Raw genomic sequence first — 19,377 nt, forward strand, 5'->3', positions numbered from 1 at the left:
CTTTATTTTGGATAAAAAGCATTGAAGTGAAATGAAATAATGATCGTTTCACCTATTTTATTTTTTGAAAATATACAACAAACACAAAGATCACAAAATCTTTAATTTTAAATGGAAAAATCCATTATTATTTATTAGAATGTAAGTGAGGAGGGATGTACTAATGTATAAAAATATATTACTTGGTGTAGACACCCAGTTGAAAAATGAAAAAGCACTAAAAGAAGTGTCTAAATTAGCTGGCGAAGGTACAGTCGTAACAGTTTTAAACGCAATCAGCGAACAAGATGCTCAAGCATCAATTAAAGCAGGTGTTCATTTAAACAAACTTACTGAAGAACGAAGCAAGCGATTGGAAAAAACACGCAAAGCTTTAGAAGATTATGGTATTGATTATGACCAAATAATTGTTCGTGGTAATGCAAAAGAAGAACTATTAAAACATGCTAATAGCGGTAAATACGAAATTGTTGTTTTAAGTAACCGTAAAGCAGAAGACAAAAAGAAATTTGTACTTGGAAGTGTCAGCCACAAAGTAGCAAAACGTGCGACTATCCCTGTATTAATCGTTAAATAAAATTTTTATCCAGAATCACAAATAATCTTTCAATCATGATGCAGTCTCAAACGACTGAGTAAACACAAGAAATGATTATGACTGTGGTTCTGGTTTTTTTATATTATTCACTATTTAACCAACAACTTGTATCAAACAAAACCATTTTGAACCAAAAACATAATCAATATCATAACCCAGCAGGAGTTGACTATGGGGCCCCAACATAGAGAATTTCGAAAAGAAATTCTACAGACAATGCAAGTTGGGCTGGGCCCCAACATGGAAGCTGACGAAAAAGTCAGCTTACAATATCAGTAGAATATAAAAACACTCACTAAAAATATGCGGACGATAACTTCCACATAGATTAGCGAGGTGTTTTTTAGTGTAAAATCTATATTCTATTTAAAACTGAACAGATTCACCTGGTTTTAAAATTTGCACGTCCCCTACATTAACAGCATCTTTAAATTGTTGTGGATCTTGTTCGATTAATGGGAATGTATCATAATGAATCGGTACAGAAATTTTTGGTTTAATAAATTCATTAATAGCATAACTTGCATCATCAATACCCATCGTAAAATTATCTCCAATTGGTACAAAACATACATCAACTGGATGACGTTTCGCAATAAGTGACATGTCACTAAACAGACCTGTATCACCAGTATGATAAATTGTTTTTCCTTCAACTTCAAACACGATACCCATTGGCATACCTAAATAAACTGGAATACCATTTTCATGTGTAAAACTTGAACTATGAAATGCTTGAACAAATTTAACGCTTCCGAAATCAAAGTTTGCTTTACCACCAATATTCATACCATGAACATTTTCAACACCGTGATATGAAGAAAGATAGTCAGCCATTTCTGCACTTCCAATTACTGTTGCTCCTGTTTTCTTTGCTAGTTCCACAACATCACCAAAGTGATCAAAATGACCGTGCGTTAAAACGATATAGTCTACCTGCACTGTTTCAATATTCAAATCACACTTAGGGTTATTTGATATAAACGGATCTACGATAACCTTTTTGTTGTTCCCTTCTAAATAAATCGTTGATTGACCATGAAATGATAACTTCATTTGAGCATCCTCCTATCAATTGCTATATAAATTTAGTACCCTTTTGCCACTTAATTATAACAAATTCTCAAATTTTAAAAATTGAAAATCTAGTTAATGTATTAGCTCGATTTTGAAATCTAATAATAATTGGCATAAAATGTAAGTAATATTATGTTGAGGAGTGTTTATAAAATGACAAAAATATCAAAAATAATAGACGAACTGAACAATCAACAAGCTGATGCAGCATGGATTACAACACCGTTGAATGTATATTATTTTACTGGATACCGTAGCGAACCCCATGAAAGATTATTTGCATTATTGATTAAGAAAGATGGTAAACAAGTACTATTTTGTCCAAAAATGGAAGTCGAAGAAGTCAAAGCATCACCTTTCACAGGTGAAATCGTTGGATATTTAGACACTGAAAATCCTTTTTCACTTTATCCTCAAACAATCAATAAATTACTAATTGAAAGCGAGCACTTAACAGTAGCACGCCAAAAACAATTAACCTCTGGTTTCAATGTCAATTCATTCGGAGATGTTGATTTAACAATCAAACAATTGAGAAATATTAAATCCGAAGATGAAATTAGCAAAATACGTAAAGCTGCTGAGTTAGCAGATAAGTGTATCGAAATTGGTGTTTCTTATTTAAAAGAAGGTGTGACTGAACGTGAAGTAGTCAACCATATTGAGCAAACTATCAAACAATATGGCGTCAATGAAATGAGTTTTGATACGATGGTTTTATTTGGAGATCATGCCGCATCACCCCATGGCACACCAGGAGATCGCAGATTAAAAAGCAATGAGTATGTACTATTTGATTTAGGTGTAATTTATGAGCATTATTGTAGCGATATGACACGTACCATCAAATTTGGTGAACCTAACAAAGAAGCACAAGAAATTTATAATATTGTATTAGAAGCAGAAACATCTGCAATCCAAGCAATTAAACCTGGAATACCTTTAAAAGATATCGATCATATCGCTAGAAATATTATTTCAGAAAAAGGTTATGGTGAATATTTCCCTCATCGCTTAGGTCATGGTCTAGGATTACAAGAACATGAATATCAAGATGTTTCAAGTACTAATTCTAATTTGTTAGAAGCTGGCATGGTTATTACAATCGAACCAGGTATTTATGTACCTGGTGTTGCAGGTGTAAGAATTGAAGATGACATACTTGTCACTAATGAAGGATACGAAGTATTAACACATTACGAAAAATAAGGAGTGGGACAAAAATGAAAAGCTTGTTACAAGCGCATTCTCATTCAGTCAAACACTGACAATACAACATTGTAGCGCCTAAAACATAAATTTTTGTCCAAGTCTAACTGCAATATATAACAAACAAGCTAGAAACACATATGCAGGTACATTCATCAGTAACATGTAATGAATCAAATCAATATCATTCATGTTCGATGATTTCTTCGCATTGTTTCTAGCTTTAATTTATCATTATTTAATTTTAATAACCAAGGAGATGAAAACGTCATTCTTTAGTACGCTGTAATCCATTCCCTTTTCATTAAATTCAAATTATAATTGTAATGCTTCTTCTACAGATTTATATTCCATTTCAAATGCCTCTGCAACGCCTTTATTGGTTACGTGACCTTTGTAAGTATTTAAACCTAATGATAATGGTTGATTTGATTTAAATGCTTCTCTATACCCTTTATTAGCTAGCATGAGCGCATAAGGTAGCGTAGCATTATTTAAAGCTAACGTCGAAGTACGCGGTACTGCACCTGGCATATTTGCAACTGCATAATGAACCACACCATGCTTAATATATGTAGGATCATCATGTGTCGTAATTTTATCAGTTGTTTCAAAAATACCGCCTTGATCAATAGCAATGTCAATAATAACTGACCCATTTTTCATTTGTTTAATCATGTCTTCTGTTACAAGTCTTGGCGCTTTAGCACCTGGAATTAAAACTGCACCTATTACTAAATCACTTTGTTTAACATACAACTCAATATTCAACGGATTTGACATAATTGTATGTACACGTCCACCGAATAAATCATCTAATTGTTGTAAACGCTTTGGATTCACATCTAAAATCGTAACATCTGCACCTAGTCCTAGTGCAATTTTAGCTGCATTTGTTCCTGCTTGACCACCACCGATAATAGTTACTTTACCTTTAGGTACTCCTGGAACGCCACCTAGTAGAATTCCCATACCACCATTAAGTTTTTGTAGGAACTCTGCGCCAACTTGAGCGGACATTCTTCCTGCTACCTCACTCATTGGTGATAACAATGGTAAAGATCGGTCTGGTAACTGCACAGTCTCATATGCAATACTAATTACTTTTCTATCTATCAAAGCTTGTGTTAATTTTTCTTCATTTGCTAAATGAAGATAAGTGAATAATACAAGCCCTTCTTTAAAATATGGATATTCAGATTCAAGTGGTTCTTTAACTTTAATAACCATATCCACATCCCAAACTTTTGCTTGTTCAGCAACAATCTCAGCACCTGCTTCTTTGTAATCTACATCTTCAAAGAACGATCCTGAACCCGCATTTGTTTCCACTAAAACAGTATGCCCACTTTCTACTAAAGCGTGCACACCACTTGGTGATAAACCAACACGATTTTCATTATTTTTAATCTCCCTTGGTATACCAATTTTCATACCATCCACCTCCATAATCATCTTAACGCGAACATTTTGAAAGCGCAATCAAAAATCCACAAAATTGTAAAGGTTATTACACTGACTTTTCCGAAAATTGTGGTAAAATATAATTAAGAAAGAACAAGGAGGCACTTACTATGATTACTTACAAAAATATTTTAATCGCAGTTGACGGTTCACATGAAGCGGAATGGGCATTTAACAGAGCAGTTGGTGTTGCTAAACGTAACGATGCGAAGTTAACAATTGTGAATGTAATTGATTCAAGAACATATTCTTCTTATGAAGTTTATGATGCTCAATTTACTGAAAAATCTAAGCATTTTGCAGAAGAATTATTAAATGGTTATAAAGAAGTAGCTACTAACGCTGGTGTTAAAGATGTAGAAACGCGTCTAGAGTTTGGCTCTCCTAAATCTATCATTCCTAAAAAGCTTGCACATGAAATTAATGCAGACTTGATTATGAGTGGTACATCAGGCTTAAATGCCGTGGAAAGATTTATTGTTGGTTCTGTATCAGAATCTATCGTTCGTCATGCACCATGTGACGTGTTAGTTGTTCGTACTGAAGAGTTACCAGCAGACTTCCAACCACAAGTTGCAACAACTCAATTACGTGAAAAATATCAAAATTAAATATAGATGATCATTAGATAACTACTTGATCATTATGAACCAAGTGCAACTGTCTGCACTTGGTTTTTTTATTGTTTATAAATAAAACTCATTTAATAATGTTTTCATAATCTTCTTCGACTACTCAATTTTTAAGATATTCGCGAAAAGAGACATTACACTAGTTAATTTTCAAACAATACAAAAAGCGTCTACCTCCTACATATAATTGTAGCGGAGATAGACGCTTAATATTTATTAAAAAATTATTTTAAACCACCGAATGTCATAACATCACGGGCAATCATACTTTCTTCATCTGTTGGAATAACGACAACTTTAACTGGTGAATGAGGATAGTTAATAAATCCTTCTTTACCACGTAGTAAGTTTTCATTTTTCTTAGGATCCCAATAAACACCCATAAATTCTAAGCCTTCAAGAACTTTCGCACGAATTTCTACTGAGTTTTCACCGATACCTGCTGTAAATACGATAACATCAACACCATGCATTCTCGCAGCATATGATCCAATATATTTGTGAATTTTAGAAGCAAATACATCTAAAGCCATTTGTGAACGTGCTTTACCTGATTCAGCTTCTTCTGATAAGTCACGTAAATCACTAGATGTACCTGATAATCCTAATAAACCTGACTCTTTGTTTAAGATTTCCAATACTTGTTCAGCAGTTTTACCAGTTTTTTCCATAATAAATGGAATTAAAGCAGGGTCAATATTACCAGAACGAGTACCCATTGTTACACCAGCAAGTGGTGTGAAGCCCATTGATGTATCAATAGATTTACCGCCATCGATCGCTGCAATTGATGCTCCATTACCAATGTGACATGAAATAATACGTAAATCTTCAATTGGCTTATCTAACATTTCTGCCGCTCTTTGTGATACAAATTTATGGCTTGTACCATGGAAACCATACTTACGAATGCCATAATCTTTATAATAATGATATGGCAAGCTATATAGATATGCTTTTTCAGGCATTGTTTGATGGAATGCTGTATCAAAAATTGCCACATGAGGGATATTTGGTAATAATTTACGGAAAGCACGAATACCCATCAAGTTAGCTGGGTTGTGAAGCGGTGCTAATTCGCTTAATTCTTCAATTTCCTTTTCAACCTCGTCAGTAATAGCTACTGATTCAGGGAATTTTTCACCACCATGTACAACACGGTGACCTGTTCCATCGATATCGTTAATATCATTAATAATATTGTGCGCTTTAAAAGCATCCAACATGATATCAACTGCCTCAACGTGATCCTTGATATCTTGTACTGTTTTAACTTTTTCCCCGTTGACTTCAATTGTAAAAATTGAATCCTTCAATCCGATTCTTTCTACTAAACCTTTTGTTACTAATTCCTCTTCAGGCATTCTAATTAATTGAAATTTTAATGATGAACTACCAGCATTGATAGCCAAGATTAATTTTGACATAAGTAATGATCCTCCATCGTTTGCTTTTTATACTATTTCATTTCTCATTTTATCATTCATACAGTTTTATGACTATACTATTACAGATTATTTTTTAGGACGATTTGTGTCCATCCACTGATTTAACTCTGTCATAAATCCTTGAAATTGTGAAGGATTTTTGAAATCAGGAATATTTGCCAATAATACTTCAACTGGCTTTGTTTCACCCGATTTTTTCTTTTGTAAAATTAATATAGATTTTCGCGCTTTTTCATTTTTAAATAAAGTTGGTGGTAAATTTAAAAATGCTTGCATCTCTGTCTCTGTTGCAATATATTTTTCAAGCTGTTTTACATGTTCGCCTGTAAAAATATTACTCGGTACCACTAGAAAGGCATATCCAGCATCTTTTAATGCATTTATTGCTTGTTCTATTAATAAATAATGTGAATAACTATGTCCTTTTTCGAAACCTAGCTTAAACTCCTTACTTCTTTCATCAATTGGATAATAGCCTACTGGAAAATCACCAATAACGATATCTGCTTCTTCTAATGGTAGTGGCATAATGGCATCTTGAGGATACACATCGAAAGGAATTTCTAAGAAGTTTGCTAAATGTACACTAACACGTGATAAAACTGGATCAACTTCAATTAAATGATGCATAACCGCAATTTCAGGTAACACTTCTTTTACAGTAGCACTTAAATGACCGACACCACTTGCAATATCAACAATATGTAATTCTTCTTGGTTGTTCATAAAACGCTCAACTAAAAATCCTAGTATCAAGCCAATTGAATCTGGTGTAATTTGATGATTTGCTTGTATCTTTTCTTCCTGCATTAAACTTAAATATGCAAATTGGAATGCTTTACGTCGATCTTGTAACGTCGATTGTTCTAACAATCCTCTTTCATTGGTATATACTTGTTCCATTGCTAGTCCAAGATTTTCAATAAAACTTTGGCCATTTTCATTATTTAATGTTTTAGCTTTTTCATCTAATGTATGAAACAAGCGTTCCATAATTGTTTGTTGTTCTGCCATATTCGTCCCTCTCCAATAAAAAGTGCCCATAGGTCTTAGCAATCATAGAAAACAATTCTATTTTAATGCTGTTGACAACGATGGACACGATGTATACATTTTAAGATTTATCTCTTTAATGATTAAATATTTTTGTATGCAGCTAAAGCAGCATCAAAATCTGGGAAATCAGTACCTTCACTAACGATTTCTTTATAAACAACTTTATTATCTGCATCTAATACAAATACTGCACGAGCTAATAAGCGAAGTTCTTCCATAACAACGCCATAGTTTTCACCAAATGATAAGTCACGGTGGTCACTTAATGTAATGACATTGTCTAAACCTGCAGACGCGCACCATCTTTTTTGTGCGAATGGTAAGTCTGCTGAGATTGTAAGCACAATCCCCTCTTCTTTAGAAGCTTCAGAGTTGAATTTGCGAGTCTGCTGATCACAAACACCTGTATCAATTGATGGTACCACACTAATTAATTTCTTTTTACCAGCATAATCTGCTAATGTTACTTGATTTAAGTCATTATCTAACACTGTAAAATCAGGTGCAAAATCACCTTCATTAATTTGTTGACCTTTTAAGTGGATTGGTCCACCTTTGAATGTTATTTCAGTCATATACTTGACCTCCTGCATTTTAAAATTCTAACTACATCATACGACAATTTATGGTTTGATTACAATTTTCATGCTTTAATCAAAAGCAAATTTAATTTTATACAAATTGTTGAATATAATCAAAAGCATTTTTTAAAATTAAAATCGCAGTAATAATAATAAATAATACTTTTACATAGCCAACACCTTGTTTGATAGCAAAATGAGCCCCAGTATATGACCCAGCAATCATGCTTGTAGCCATAATTAAACCTATTACATAATCTACTTGTCCTAATACCATAAATAATACAAGCGCACCTATATTAGAAGCAAAGTTCAAAACTTTAGCATTTCCTGCAGCACTTAAAAAATCAAAACCAAAGACTAACAATACAAAAAGCATAAATGAACCTGTTCCCCCACCTACAAATCCATCATAAAAGCCGATTAATATAAAAAGTGCTGCAAATAGTATGGCTTTCTTAAATGTAAATTGAGTAAACGTACGTGTATTGCCCCAATCTTTTTTAAGTAATGTGAATATAAACACCGACGAAAGTGCAATAATGATTAAAGGTTTCAATATTTGTGACGGAACCATCGTTGCAATATATGCTCCACATGCAGATGCCAAAAATACAAAACCAAATAATTTGGCAACAACATATAAGTCCACTTTACCGGACCTTATAAACTTTATCGTACTAGTTAAAGAACCAAATGAACTTGCCAATTTATTTGTACCTAAAGCCACAGATGGTGGTAGACCGATTGCTAATAATGCTGGCGTAGAAATTAAACCGCCACCCCCTACAACCGAATCTATAAACGCCGCGATAAAACCAAATAAAATTATGATTATAATCATCGTTAAGTTCAAATCCATAGTTTAACATCCCCTTATGTTTAAATTTACTCTAGGATTTTATTTATAAAAAGTCGTTTATTAATTGGTTTGTTTGCTGTTCTTTAATAGTTTTATAATCACTAGTTATTTCAAGTGTTTCAATATTTTCAACAGCACGATTAATCATCTCTTCAAAATCAAAGACACTTTCATATTGAACTACCTTATCAAAGTTTGGTTCGGTTACTGGATTTTTAGGGGTGAAAATTGTACAACAATCTTCAAATGGTTGAATAGATGTTTCAAATGTACCAATTTCTTTCGATTTAATAATAATTTCTTCTTTATCGTAAGTTAATAAAGGACGTAATACAGGGGTAGACGTCACATTATTAATTGCATACATGCTATGAAGTGTTTGACTAGCTACCTGCCCTAGGTTTTCACCATTTACAATAGCTAAAGCCCCTATTTGATGTACTAATTTATCAGCAACACGCATCATCATACGTCTCGTTGAAGTCATTGTATATCTTGGATGTACAACTTTATTTACCTGTTTTTGCAATTCTGTAAATGGTACAATATGCAATTTAATTGGTCCAACACGTTCAGCTAAAATACGTGTCAATTCAATAACTTTTTCTTTTGCTTGATCACTTGTAAATGGTGGACTATGGAAATGAATCGCTTCAATTGTTACGCCTCGTCTCATCACTTCCATCCCAGCAACTGGTGAGTCTATGCCTCCTGAAAGCATTAGCAACGTTTTACCACCTGTACCTACTGGTAAACCACCAGCACCAGCTACCACTTCTTCATACATATAAATTGCATCTAATCTAACTTCTACTCTAATTTCATGATCTGGTCGTTTAACATTCACTGAAATATTGTCGAAGTGCTTCAATACTGCACCACCCAATTCACGCTGTAATTCATACGTATCCATTGGATAATTTTTGTCAGCCCGCTTTACATCAATTTTAAATGTACTGTCATTTTCAAATGTTTGTGCAAACTTAATTGCTGCTTCACGCATAGCTTCTATTGTTTTCTCAATTTTTAGCACCGGACTAATTGATTTAATACCGAAAATTTTTGATAATCGATATGTTATTTCATTTATATCTGCATGATCTTCAAGTTCAATATACATACGATCTCGTTTGCCTTTAACGACAAACCCATCAAGTCCTTTTAATGACTTATTTACATTATTTCTTAATTGATTTACAAATTTCTTTCTATTTGAACCCTTTAATGTTAACTCCCCGTATCTAACAAGCAAGTGATCATACTTCATTATTTTAGCAACTCCTTAATTTCCTCATAAATGATTATAAATATTTCTTTAAACCTTGCTATATCTTCTTTAGTTGTAGTAGCCCCAAATGATAATCTTATACTACCTTCAATAGACTTGTCTGATAATCCCATTGCAGCCAATACTTCATTTAATTTATTACGTTTAGATGAACAAGCACTCGTCGTAGATATCATAATGTCATATTTTGAAAAAGCATTAACTAATACTTCACCTTTTACGCCAGGAAAACTAATATTTAAAACGAATGGTGAACCTGAAGTTGAAGAATTAATATAAACTCCATGATACTTATTTAAAAATTGACGGACGTCATTATTTATCTCAGTAACAAATGCATTCAATGCTTCAAGGTTTTCATTAGCTATCTTCATCGCTTTAACCATTGCAATATCATTTGGCAAATTAACTGTTCCACTTCTAACGCCATATTCTTGACCACCACCATGGACAGTCGGTTCAACATTTTGAATGTGATTTACAAGTAAAACGCCTTGACCTTTTAAACCATTAAACTTGTGTCCACTTAAACTAATACTATCTACATTTGTTAAATCCATAGCTACTTTACCAAACGCTTGAACCGCATCTACATGAAAATGTGCTTTAGGATAATTTTTTAACGTTTCAGCCATCTTTGGAATGGGTTGAATTTGACCTGTCACATTATTTACATACATACATGTTACTAAACCGACTTTATCGGACATTAAATCGTTAAAATGTTGCAAATCAATAGTGCCATCTTTTGTTACATCAACATATTTAACTTTAAAGCCTTCGCGCTCTTCCAAATATCTGACAACTTCTAAAACAGACGGATGTTCTAAAACAGATGTAATTATTTCTCTTGCTGTATCAAATTTACGATAAGCCACACCTTTAAGCGCGATATTATTAGATTCCGTTGCACCGCTAGTGAAAACAACATCATATGTCATATTAGTATTGACCATATCATTTATTTGAGCTTTTGCTTGCTGTAATAATTGATTTGCCTGCAAACCAGCTTTATGCGGACTATTAGGATTAACATACATTGATTGATTTACTTTTAAATAAGTATATAACACTTCTTCAAATGCTTTCGTCGTTGCCGCATTATCTAGATATATCAAAATAAACACTTCTCTTTCATTAATCATCAATCTTTTAAAATTGTTTTTACTCAAGCATTATACTATTATCACATAAAAAATAAAGGCTATAGCAGAAATTAATCATTTTTCCACCCATTTTAATATGAATTGAACTATTTCACTCAATACATAGAACGATGCATTTTCACTACCTACATTAATTCAACCATCACATTGAATGACATTTATCTTAAAACGATTGCTAAATTGATTCTCCCTTTCATATATCCATATAAAAAAGAAGCTAGACAACATACAGTTGGCTAACTCCTATCACTTCGTAAAATACGATTAAGTTTAATAAATGCTATTGCTTAATAACTTCTTCTTCAATATGTTTAGTGACACCTGGCTCAACACTTTCAAGAGCTTGCTCTGCAATTTCAATCGCACGCTTATAGCGATTATTTTTAAATAATCGTTCAGCTTCATTTAAGCTCTTATCAACATTGCTATAGTCCTTACGATATCTATTTCCATATTGAATTAATTTCTCTGCATAAACAGCATTAACAAGAACATCATTTGCTTCATCTTCAAATGTATTCATTTGAATCACAATTTTAGACACTTTATCTTTTAACTGTTTAACGTGTATTGGACGTTCACTAAATTGTTCGTTAACATCACGAACTTCATGATCAATTTCATTTTTCATGATGATAAACCTTTCAGGAACGCTTGTTAAGTTAGAAGCAAGTAATCGACGATACACTTCTTCTTTCTTCGATTGTACTCGTAGCAGATTGTCTTCTGCTTCTGCTTCATCTTCACGCAATTGAATTAGATGATTTTGTAGCTTTTCTTGTTTGTCATTAATAACTGTGACATGATCTTCTAAATATTGTAAATTATCCTGAACCTCGCTATATCGTACAGCAGATTTAGACATTTCTTTTAAAATATCATCATATACAGAAATTAAACTTTGAATTTCATTTTCAAATTGACGAACACTTTGAGCATCAGATTCATTTATATAGTAGTTTTCACGTACATATTCAATTTCTGTTTGCAATGTATAATTCATGTCTTTAGCTTTGAATAAGTTATCCGTAATGATATCTTTTGTTTCTTCGACATCATTTTTAGCTTTAACTTCATGTTCAATTAAATCATACATGTCATCTAACTTATCATTGATATTAGCTAGTTTATCATTAGCTTCTTCTAATTCTAAGCGGCTAATTAATGGTTCAACAAAACTAAGCTCTGTTTTTAAGCTTTGTAATGTACTGTCTACTTTTACGTGATCCAGATCATACCCTTCAACTTTAAGATCACGGCAACCATATTTTAAATCTTGGAATTGACCAGGCAATTCTTTTTGAGTTTCTCTAATTAATTCTGGTATTTCTTCCATATAAGATCTTAGCTGTTTCATTTGTTCATTCAAGGCAGCTATATGGTTGTGCGCTTGTACATAATTACCATCAGCTTTTAGTACTTCATATTGCTCTAACCTTGGCTCAAATTTTTCAATTTCAGTTTCAAGAAGACTTGCTGCCTCACCAAATTGATGACGATTTGCTAAAACATCACGTTTCATTTCACGATAATCAACCTTACATTTGTCATATAATTCATCATTATCTTTGTATAACGCAATAATTTCATTTACATCTTCTAATTGTTGCTGATAGCTTTGTTCGTAACTATCCATCAACTCATTTGCATCATCAATTTCACTTTGAGATGCGTTGAAACTAAATTTATCTAATAAAGCCTCAGCATTATGGATTTTTTCTTCCACAGGAGCTAGATACTTATTTGTACTTTCTACGTTGTCCTTTTTCATTGCATCGTATTTCGTTTTTGTTTCACCTTTTAAATTCAACTTAGATAATTGTGCAAGGTTTTGATCAAAAGGTAACGTCTCAATTTCATTTTTACGTTCGATTGCTTTTTCAATAATTTGTCGTTTATTTGAACGTAAATAGAATAATACACCTACAGCAATCAATATAATCACAATTATTGCCAAAATGATATATAACACCATATGCTTCTCCTCCTAATTTATCATTACTATTATAACGTAATTTTGCTTAAGGATAAATTATAAAATGAATTTATTGCCATAATATTTTCGAAATTCTATACTATTATAAAATCTATGAAAATAAGAGGTTTTAAATATGACAACAATTAACCCAACAAACTACACATTATTAAAGAAACAAGCAGCAAGCCTTATTGAAGGTGAACATCACATGATTGCTATTTTAAGTAACATGTCTGCATTATTAAATGATAATCTAGATCAAATTAATTGGGTCGGCTTTTACTTATTGGAACAAAATGAACTTATACTTGGACCTTTCCAAGGACACCCAGCTTGTGTCCACATTCCAATTGGAAAAGGTGTATGTGGTACAGCCGTTTCAGAACGTCGTACACAAGTTGTAGCTGATGTTCATCAATTCGAAGGACATATCGCTTGTGATGCTAATAGTAAGTCTGAAATTGTCGTTCCAATTTTCAAAGATGATAAAATTATCGGTGTCTTAGATATCGATGCCCCTATAAGGAATCGATTTGATGACAATGACAAGGAACATCTTGAAGCAATTGTTAAAATTATTGAAAAGCAACTCGCATAAAAGGACATCAGCATTTTCAATAAAGTGTTGACAGTTAGCAGGAAAATGTTACAATAAATTTTGTGTGAATTAACGAAAGTAGCAGTTGTATATTATTGAGCGCTATGTTGTTCCCAATGCGGACGTGTCACGTAACTGTCGCTATAAGGTGAAGACACATAAAACAATATATCTTAGTAAGCATGCAACACTCTTTTTTGTTTATTCATAACAACAAAAAAGAATTAAAGGAGGAGTCTTATTATGGCTCGATTCAGAGGTTCAAACTGGAAAAAATCTCGTCGTTTAGGTATCTCTTTAAGCGGTACTGGTAAAGAATTAGAAAAACGTCCTTACGCACCAGGACAACATGGTCCAAACCAACGTAAAAAATTATCAGAATATGGTTTACAATTACGTGAAAAACAAAAATTACGTTACTTATATGGAATGACTGAAAGACAATTCCGTAACACATTTGACATCGCTGGTAAAAAATTCGGTGTACACGGTGAAAACTTCATGATCTTATTAGCAAGTCGTTTAGACGCTGTTGTTTATTCATTAGGTTTAGCTCGTACTCGTCGTCAAGCACGTCAATTAGTTAACCACGGTCATATCTTAGTAGATGGTAAACGTGTTGATATTCCATCTTATTCTGTTAAACCTGGTCAAACAATTTCAGTTCGTGAAAAATCTCAAAAATTAAACATCATCGTTGAATCAGTTGAAATCAACAATTTCGTACCTGAGTACTTAAACTTTGATGCTGACAGCTTAACTGGTACTTTCGTACGTTTACCAGAACGTAGCGAATTACCTGCTGAAATTAACGAACAATTAATCGTTGAGTACTACTCAAGATAATACCGTTCAATACAAACACCCACAATTGTGGGTGTTTTTTTATTAATTTAAAAATGATAGATTCAAGATTATATGGAGTTACCCTATTTTACAATCAACTTAGAATTTACAAGTCTTATTTGTTGAATTATCTATAGTATTTCATCATTACTTTTTAAAATTATCAATTGCGATATACGAATCCTCATCCCTCTATCAAATAACCTTTCATCGTCTCACTTAATAAATAATTTCGGATTATCTGTAATTAATCCATCTACACCCATTTGTCTTAATTTTTCTCCAGTTTTCAATTTATTAACTGTGTATGGCATAACTTGTAATTGATGATGATGTGCTTCATCAACAAATTTTCTGGTCACTAATGCATAATTAGGATTAACATAACTAGCAATTTGAGCAATTCTTGAAAAGTTTGGCTTTTTATACCAATACTTACGTTTACTACAAAGCACACCTAATTCATATATACTGCCTAATGTGTTTAACTTTTCAATGCATTCGATATCAAAAGATTGTATAACTACTTGTGTCGCATCGACTTTCTTTTCTTCCAAAAATGCCAGCAATTTACATTCTATTCCTGGATATAAATTCGGACTTTTCAATTCGATCAATAGCTTTTTATCAAACTTTAAGCATAATGAAAGTACTTCATCTAACGTGGGTATTCGTTCTCCCTTAAAAGCAACATCTTTATAAATACCAAAATCAAATGATTTTAATTGCGATAATGTGTAATCAGCAATACGCCCCTTACCATCCGATGTTCTATCAATTGTTTCATCATGTATCACAACAAAATGTTGGTCTTTGGTCAAATGAACATCTATTTCTAACATAGCAACATTGAGCCCCATTACCTCTCGATAACCGACCATTGTATTTTCAGGAAAATCACTCGGCAATCCACGGTGCGAAACAATTTGTAATTCATCTTTCAGTTTATTCAGAGTCATTGATAAGTCACCTTTCTGTTAAACTTTGATAAACTATTCTAAAATTAAACTATCACAATTATATTGGAGGTTAAAGCAATTGCATCAACATGACTTTAAAGTCCAAACTTCTTGGCAAGGTGGTCGTAACAATGTCGGAAACGTTCGAGGCGACATACTTTCAGAGAATATTTCAATACCTGCTTCTTTAGGTGGTGTTGGTATAGGAACAAATCCCGATGAAATGTTAGTATCAGCCGCTTCATCATGTTATATCATCTCATTAGCAGCTACTCTTGAACGTGCAAAGTTCACAGATATTTCAATTGAACAACAATCGATTGGAACAGCTTGTTTAAATAATGGAAAATTCAGTATGTCAAAAATTGTGCACCATCCTCACATTGAAATTCCAAGTGATCAAATAGCACAATTAGAAAAGCGATTACCAAAATTGATAACAATTGCAGATAATAATTGCATGATTTCAAATGCTGTAAGAAATAATGTGGACATAAAAATCTATCCCATCATTCAGGCCAAATAAAATCGTTAAGTGATAACATTTGTTCGACAATATAGTGTTATCACTATTTTTAGGCTTTTAAATTTTCAGAAATTTGCTAAAATAGTGAAATCTTATTTATAGGAGGCATATAAATGTATTATCATCAACCGTTGTTATTAACACCTGGCCCAACCCCTGTACCTGATGCCATTATGAGAGAAATTCAAGCACCTATGGTTGGTCATCGTTCTAAAGATTTTGAAGACATCGCACAACAAGCATTTCAAGGTCTAAAGCCAATATTTGGGAGTCAAAATGATGTACTTATTTTAACATCTAGCGGTACAAGCGTCTTAGAAGCTAGTATGCTGAACATTGTAAACCCTGAAGATCACTTCGTTGTCATTGTTTCAGGTGCCTTTGGTAACCGATTTAAACAAACTGCACAAACTTATTACAAAAATGTGCACATTTATGACGTAACATGGGGAGAAGCTGTAGATGTCAAAGATTTCATCAATTTCCTTTCAACTTTAAATGTTGAAGTTAAAGCAGTATTTAGTCAATATTGCGAAACATCTACGACAGTGCTACACCCTATTCACGAGTTAGGAAATGCCATCAATCAATTTAATAGTAATATTTATTTTGTAGTTGACGGCGTAAGTTGCATTGGTGCTGTTGATGTTGACATTAACAAAGATAAAATTGATGTACTTGTTTCTGGTAGTCAAAAAGCAATTATGTTACCTCCAGGATTAGCTTTTGTAGCTTATAGCCACCGTGCAAAAGAACGTTTCAAAGAAGTAACTACACCAAAATTTTATCTAGACTTAAATAAATACATTTCGTCACAAGCTGACAATTCTACACCGTTCACACCAAATGTGTCTTTATTTAGAGGTGTAAATGCATACGTTGAAACCGTAAAAGCAGAAGGTTTCAATCACGTAATAGCACGACACTACGCAATTAGAAATGCATTAAGAAGCGCCTTAAAAGCATTAGATTTAACTTTATTAGTCAATGATAAAGATGCATCTCCAACGGTTACGGCATTCAAACCTAACACAAATGATGAAGTGAAAATAATCAAAGATGAACTTAAAAATCGCTTTAAAATAACAATTGCTGGTGGTCAAGGCCATCTTAAAGGTCAAATTTTAAGAATTGGTCATATGGGGAAAATTAGTCCTTTCGATATTTTATCGGTAGTATCTGCTTTAGAAATTATTTTAACTGAACACCGTAAAGTTAACTATATCGGTAAAGGTATATCAAAATATATGGAGGTTATTCATGAAGCAATTTAATGTACTCGTTGCAGATCCTATATCAAAAGATGGTATCAAAGCATTATTAGATCACGAACAATTCAATGTAGATATTCAAACTGGCTTGTCCGAAGAAGCATTAATCAAAATTATACCTTCATACCATGCTTTAATCGTTCGTAGTCAAACTACGGTTACTGAAAATATCATAAATGCTGCTGATTCTTTAAAAGTAATCGCACGCGCCGGTGTTGGTGTAGATAATATTAATATTGATGCTGCAACATTAAAAGGTATTTTAGTTATTAATGCCCCAGATGGTAATACGATTTCAGCTACTGAACATTCACTAGCAATGTTATTATCAATGGCTCGAAATATTCCGCAAGCACACCAATCACTTACAAATAAAGAATGGAATCGAAATGCATTTAAAGGTACTGAGCTTTATCATAAAACATTAGGTGTCATTGGTGCTGGTAGAATTGGTTTAGGTGTTGCTAAACGTGCGCAAAGTTTCGGAATGAAAATACTAGCTTTTGACCCTTACTTAACGGATGAAAAAGCAAAATCTTTAAGCATTACGAAGGCAACAGTTGATGAGATTGCCCAACATTCTGATTTCGTTACATTGCATACACCACTAACACCTAAAACAAAAGGCTTAATTAATGCTGACTTTTTTGCCAAAGCAAAACCTAGTTTGCAAATAATCAATGTGGCACGTGGTGGTATTATTGATGAAAAGGCGTTAATAAAAGCATTAGACGAAGGACAAATTAGTCGGGCAGCTATCGATGTGTTTGAACATGAACCTGCAACTGATTCGCCTCTTGTTGCACATGATAAAATTATTGTTACACCTCATTTGGGTGCTTCAACAGTCGAAGCTCAAGAAAAAGTGGCAATTTCTGTTTCAAATGAAATCATCGAAATTTTAATTGATGGTACTGTAACGCATGCAGTGAATGCACCTAAAATGGACTTAAGCAATATAGATGATACTGTAAAATCATTCATCAATTTAAGCCAAACAGTTGGTGAATTAGCTATTCAATTAATGTATAATGCACCAAGCTCTATTAAAATTACATACGGTGGCGACTTAGCCTCTATTGATAGTAGTTTATTAACACGTACAATTATTACTCATATTTTAAAAGATGATCTTGGTCCTGAAGTCAATATTATCAATGCTCTAATGCTGTTAAATCAACAACAAGTGACATTAAATATTGAAAATAATAAAGCAGAGACAGGTTTTAGTAACTACTTAGAGGTAGAACTATCAAACGATAGCGATTCCGTTAAAGTTGGCGCTTCTGTCTTTACAGGTTTCGGTCCAAGAATTGTTAGAATTAATAATTTTTCTGTAGACTTAAAGCCAAATCAATATCAAATTGTGTCATATCATAATGATACCCCGGGTATGGTAGGTAAAACTGGCGCATTGTTAGGTAAATACAATATCAACATTGCATCTATGACTTTAGGTAGAACTGAAGCGGGCGGAGATGCGCTAATGATTTTATCCGTTGATCAACCTGTTTCAAACAATATAATTGATAAACTTAAACAAGTTGGTGAATACAATCAAATTTTCACAACTGAATTGACGGTACAGTCATAAACTATTTATGTAAATTCAAAATGCCAAGAAGACATTGGCTTGGGACATTAAGTTCTTAGGCAATGTAAAAAAGCTGATTTCTATTAATTATTTGATAGAAATCAGCTTTTTTGATATGTATTTTATAATGTACAGCTCGTTGAGCTGCTATTTTCCTTATATTAAGTGCCATTAATACAAAACCTAGCTCTCGTTTAACTTTATTTATTCCTCGAACTGACATT

At 32.9% G+C, this 19,377-nt stretch carries 19 protein-coding genes and 1 pseudogene; 8 read left to right on the forward strand and 12 right to left on the reverse strand.

Annotated elements, in window-relative coordinates; translation table 11 throughout:
- Positions 1-163 precede the first annotated feature (163 nt).
- A complete protein-coding gene (locus tag ACXQH5_RS08760) occupies positions 164-577 on the forward strand; it encodes a universal stress protein (protein WP_000277602.1) in 414 nt (137 codons plus the stop codon).
- 387 nt (positions 578-964) lie between these two features.
- Here the strand turns inward: ACXQH5_RS08760 and ACXQH5_RS08765 are convergent, their stop codons facing one another.
- Positions 965-1,654, reverse strand: a complete 690-nt coding sequence (locus tag ACXQH5_RS08765) for a metal-dependent hydrolase (RefSeq protein ID WP_000777188.1) — start codon at positions 1,652-1,654, stop codon at positions 965-967.
- 174 nt (positions 1,655-1,828) lie between these two features.
- Here ACXQH5_RS08765 and ACXQH5_RS08770 point away from each other — a divergent pair, with 174 nt between their 5' ends.
- On the forward strand, positions 1,829-2,884 hold the full coding sequence (locus tag ACXQH5_RS08770; protein ID WP_000161673.1) for a M24 family metallopeptidase: 1,056 nt from the start codon (positions 1,829-1,831) through the stop codon (positions 2,882-2,884).
- A gap of 78 nt (positions 2,885-2,962) precedes the next feature.
- Here the strand turns inward: ACXQH5_RS08770 and ACXQH5_RS08775 are convergent, their stop codons facing one another.
- Together ACXQH5_RS08775 and ald are read right to left on the reverse strand one after the other, a co-directional pair.
- Complete coding sequence (locus ACXQH5_RS08775) at positions 2,963-3,076, reverse strand: hypothetical protein (protein ID WP_001824175.1); 114 nt, start codon at positions 3,074-3,076, stop codon at positions 2,963-2,965.
- A 123-nt stretch (positions 3,077-3,199) separates the two neighbouring features.
- Positions 3,200-4,318 (reverse strand): alanine dehydrogenase, encoded by a 1,119-nt coding sequence (ald, locus tag ACXQH5_RS08780; RefSeq protein WP_000689998.1) that lies wholly within the window; start codon positions 4,316-4,318, stop codon positions 3,200-3,202.
- Between the two features lie 140 nt (positions 4,319-4,458).
- Between ald and ACXQH5_RS08785 the strand changes: the two genes are divergently transcribed.
- The gene (locus ACXQH5_RS08785) at positions 4,459-4,959 is read left to right on the forward strand and encodes a universal stress protein (protein ID WP_000634175.1); all 501 of its coding nucleotides are present in this window, start codon (positions 4,459-4,461) and stop codon (positions 4,957-4,959) included.
- Positions 4,960-5,204: 245 nt separating this feature from the next.
- Here ACXQH5_RS08785 and ACXQH5_RS08790 read toward each other — a convergent pair whose 3' ends face one another.
- From ACXQH5_RS08790 to ezrA, 7 genes are all read right to left on the reverse strand, one after another.
- On the reverse strand, positions 5,205-6,407 hold the full coding sequence (locus ACXQH5_RS08790; protein WP_000040069.1) for an acetate kinase: 1,203 nt from the start codon (positions 6,405-6,407) through the stop codon (positions 5,205-5,207).
- Positions 6,408-6,494: 87 nt separating this feature from the next.
- Positions 6,495-7,442 (reverse strand): class I SAM-dependent methyltransferase, encoded by a 948-nt coding sequence (locus ACXQH5_RS08795; protein WP_000840587.1) that lies wholly within the window; start codon positions 7,440-7,442, stop codon positions 6,495-6,497.
- 122 nt (positions 7,443-7,564) lie between these two features.
- On the reverse strand, positions 7,565-8,059 hold the full coding sequence (gene tpx, locus ACXQH5_RS08800; protein ID WP_000136257.1) for a thiol peroxidase: 495 nt from the start codon (positions 8,057-8,059) through the stop codon (positions 7,565-7,567).
- A 97-nt stretch (positions 8,060-8,156) separates the two neighbouring features.
- Positions 8,157-8,927: a sulfite exporter TauE/SafE family protein gene (locus ACXQH5_RS08805; protein WP_000365324.1), complete on the reverse strand. Its 771-nt coding sequence runs from the start codon at positions 8,925-8,927 to the stop codon at positions 8,157-8,159.
- 43 nt (positions 8,928-8,970) lie between these two features.
- Positions 8,971-10,194 carry a tRNA uracil 4-sulfurtransferase ThiI gene (gene thiI / locus ACXQH5_RS08810; RefSeq protein ID WP_000872649.1) on the reverse strand — a complete coding sequence of 408 codons (1,224 nt, stop codon included), beginning with the start codon at positions 10,192-10,194 and terminating at the stop codon, positions 8,971-8,973.
- Positions 10,194-11,342: a cysteine desulfurase family protein gene (locus ACXQH5_RS08815; protein ID WP_078065175.1), complete on the reverse strand. Its 1,149-nt coding sequence runs from the start codon at positions 11,340-11,342 to the stop codon at positions 10,194-10,196. The genes thiI and ACXQH5_RS08815 overlap by 1 nt, the downstream gene beginning before the upstream one ends.
- A 319-nt stretch (positions 11,343-11,661) precedes the next feature.
- The gene (gene ezrA, locus ACXQH5_RS08820) at positions 11,662-13,356 is read right to left on the reverse strand and encodes a septation ring formation regulator EzrA (protein ID WP_000244865.1); all 1,695 of its coding nucleotides are present in this window, start codon (positions 13,354-13,356) and stop codon (positions 11,662-11,664) included.
- 136 nt (positions 13,357-13,492) lie between these two features.
- On the opposite strand from ezrA, the gene ACXQH5_RS08825 reads away from it, so the two are divergent.
- Together ACXQH5_RS08825 and rpsD are read left to right on the forward strand one after the other, a co-directional pair.
- On the forward strand, positions 13,493-13,957 hold the full coding sequence (locus tag ACXQH5_RS08825; RefSeq protein WP_000207856.1) for a GAF domain-containing protein: 465 nt from the start codon (positions 13,493-13,495) through the stop codon (positions 13,955-13,957).
- A gap of 243 nt (positions 13,958-14,200) precedes the next feature.
- Positions 14,201-14,803 (forward strand): 30S ribosomal protein S4, encoded by a 603-nt coding sequence (rpsD, locus tag ACXQH5_RS08830; protein WP_000090512.1) that lies wholly within the window; start codon positions 14,201-14,203, stop codon positions 14,801-14,803.
- A gap of 215 nt (positions 14,804-15,018) precedes the next feature.
- On the opposite strand, the gene ACXQH5_RS08835 is transcribed toward rpsD, so the two are convergent.
- Positions 15,019-15,762 (reverse strand): glycerophosphodiester phosphodiesterase, encoded by a 744-nt coding sequence (locus ACXQH5_RS08835; protein WP_000174273.1) that lies wholly within the window; start codon positions 15,760-15,762, stop codon positions 15,019-15,021.
- A 79-nt stretch (positions 15,763-15,841) separates the two neighbouring features.
- On the opposite strand from ACXQH5_RS08835, the gene ACXQH5_RS08840 reads away from it, so the two are divergent.
- The 3 genes from ACXQH5_RS08840 to serA all read left to right on the forward strand — a co-directional run bounded on the left by ACXQH5_RS08840 (position 15,842) and on the right by serA (position 19,153).
- A complete protein-coding gene (locus tag ACXQH5_RS08840) occupies positions 15,842-16,288 on the forward strand; it encodes an OsmC family protein (protein WP_000553932.1) in 447 nt (148 codons plus the stop codon).
- A gap of 113 nt (positions 16,289-16,401) precedes the next feature.
- On the forward strand, positions 16,402-17,562 hold the full coding sequence (locus ACXQH5_RS08845; RefSeq protein ID WP_000291428.1) for a pyridoxal-phosphate-dependent aminotransferase family protein: 1,161 nt from the start codon (positions 16,402-16,404) through the stop codon (positions 17,560-17,562).
- Positions 17,549-19,153 carry a phosphoglycerate dehydrogenase gene (gene serA, locus ACXQH5_RS08850; protein ID WP_000808838.1) on the forward strand — a complete coding sequence of 535 codons (1,605 nt, stop codon included), beginning with the start codon at positions 17,549-17,551 and terminating at the stop codon, positions 19,151-19,153. Before ACXQH5_RS08845 ends, serA begins: the two co-directional genes overlap by 14 nt.
- Before the next feature lie 55 nt (positions 19,154-19,208).
- Here serA and ACXQH5_RS08855 read toward each other — a convergent pair.
- Positions 19,209-19,377: pseudogene (locus ACXQH5_RS08855) on the reverse strand (IS5/IS1182 family transposase); the annotation flags it as partial.

It is taken from the genome of Staphylococcus sp. SA22 (genome assembly GCF_054165785.1).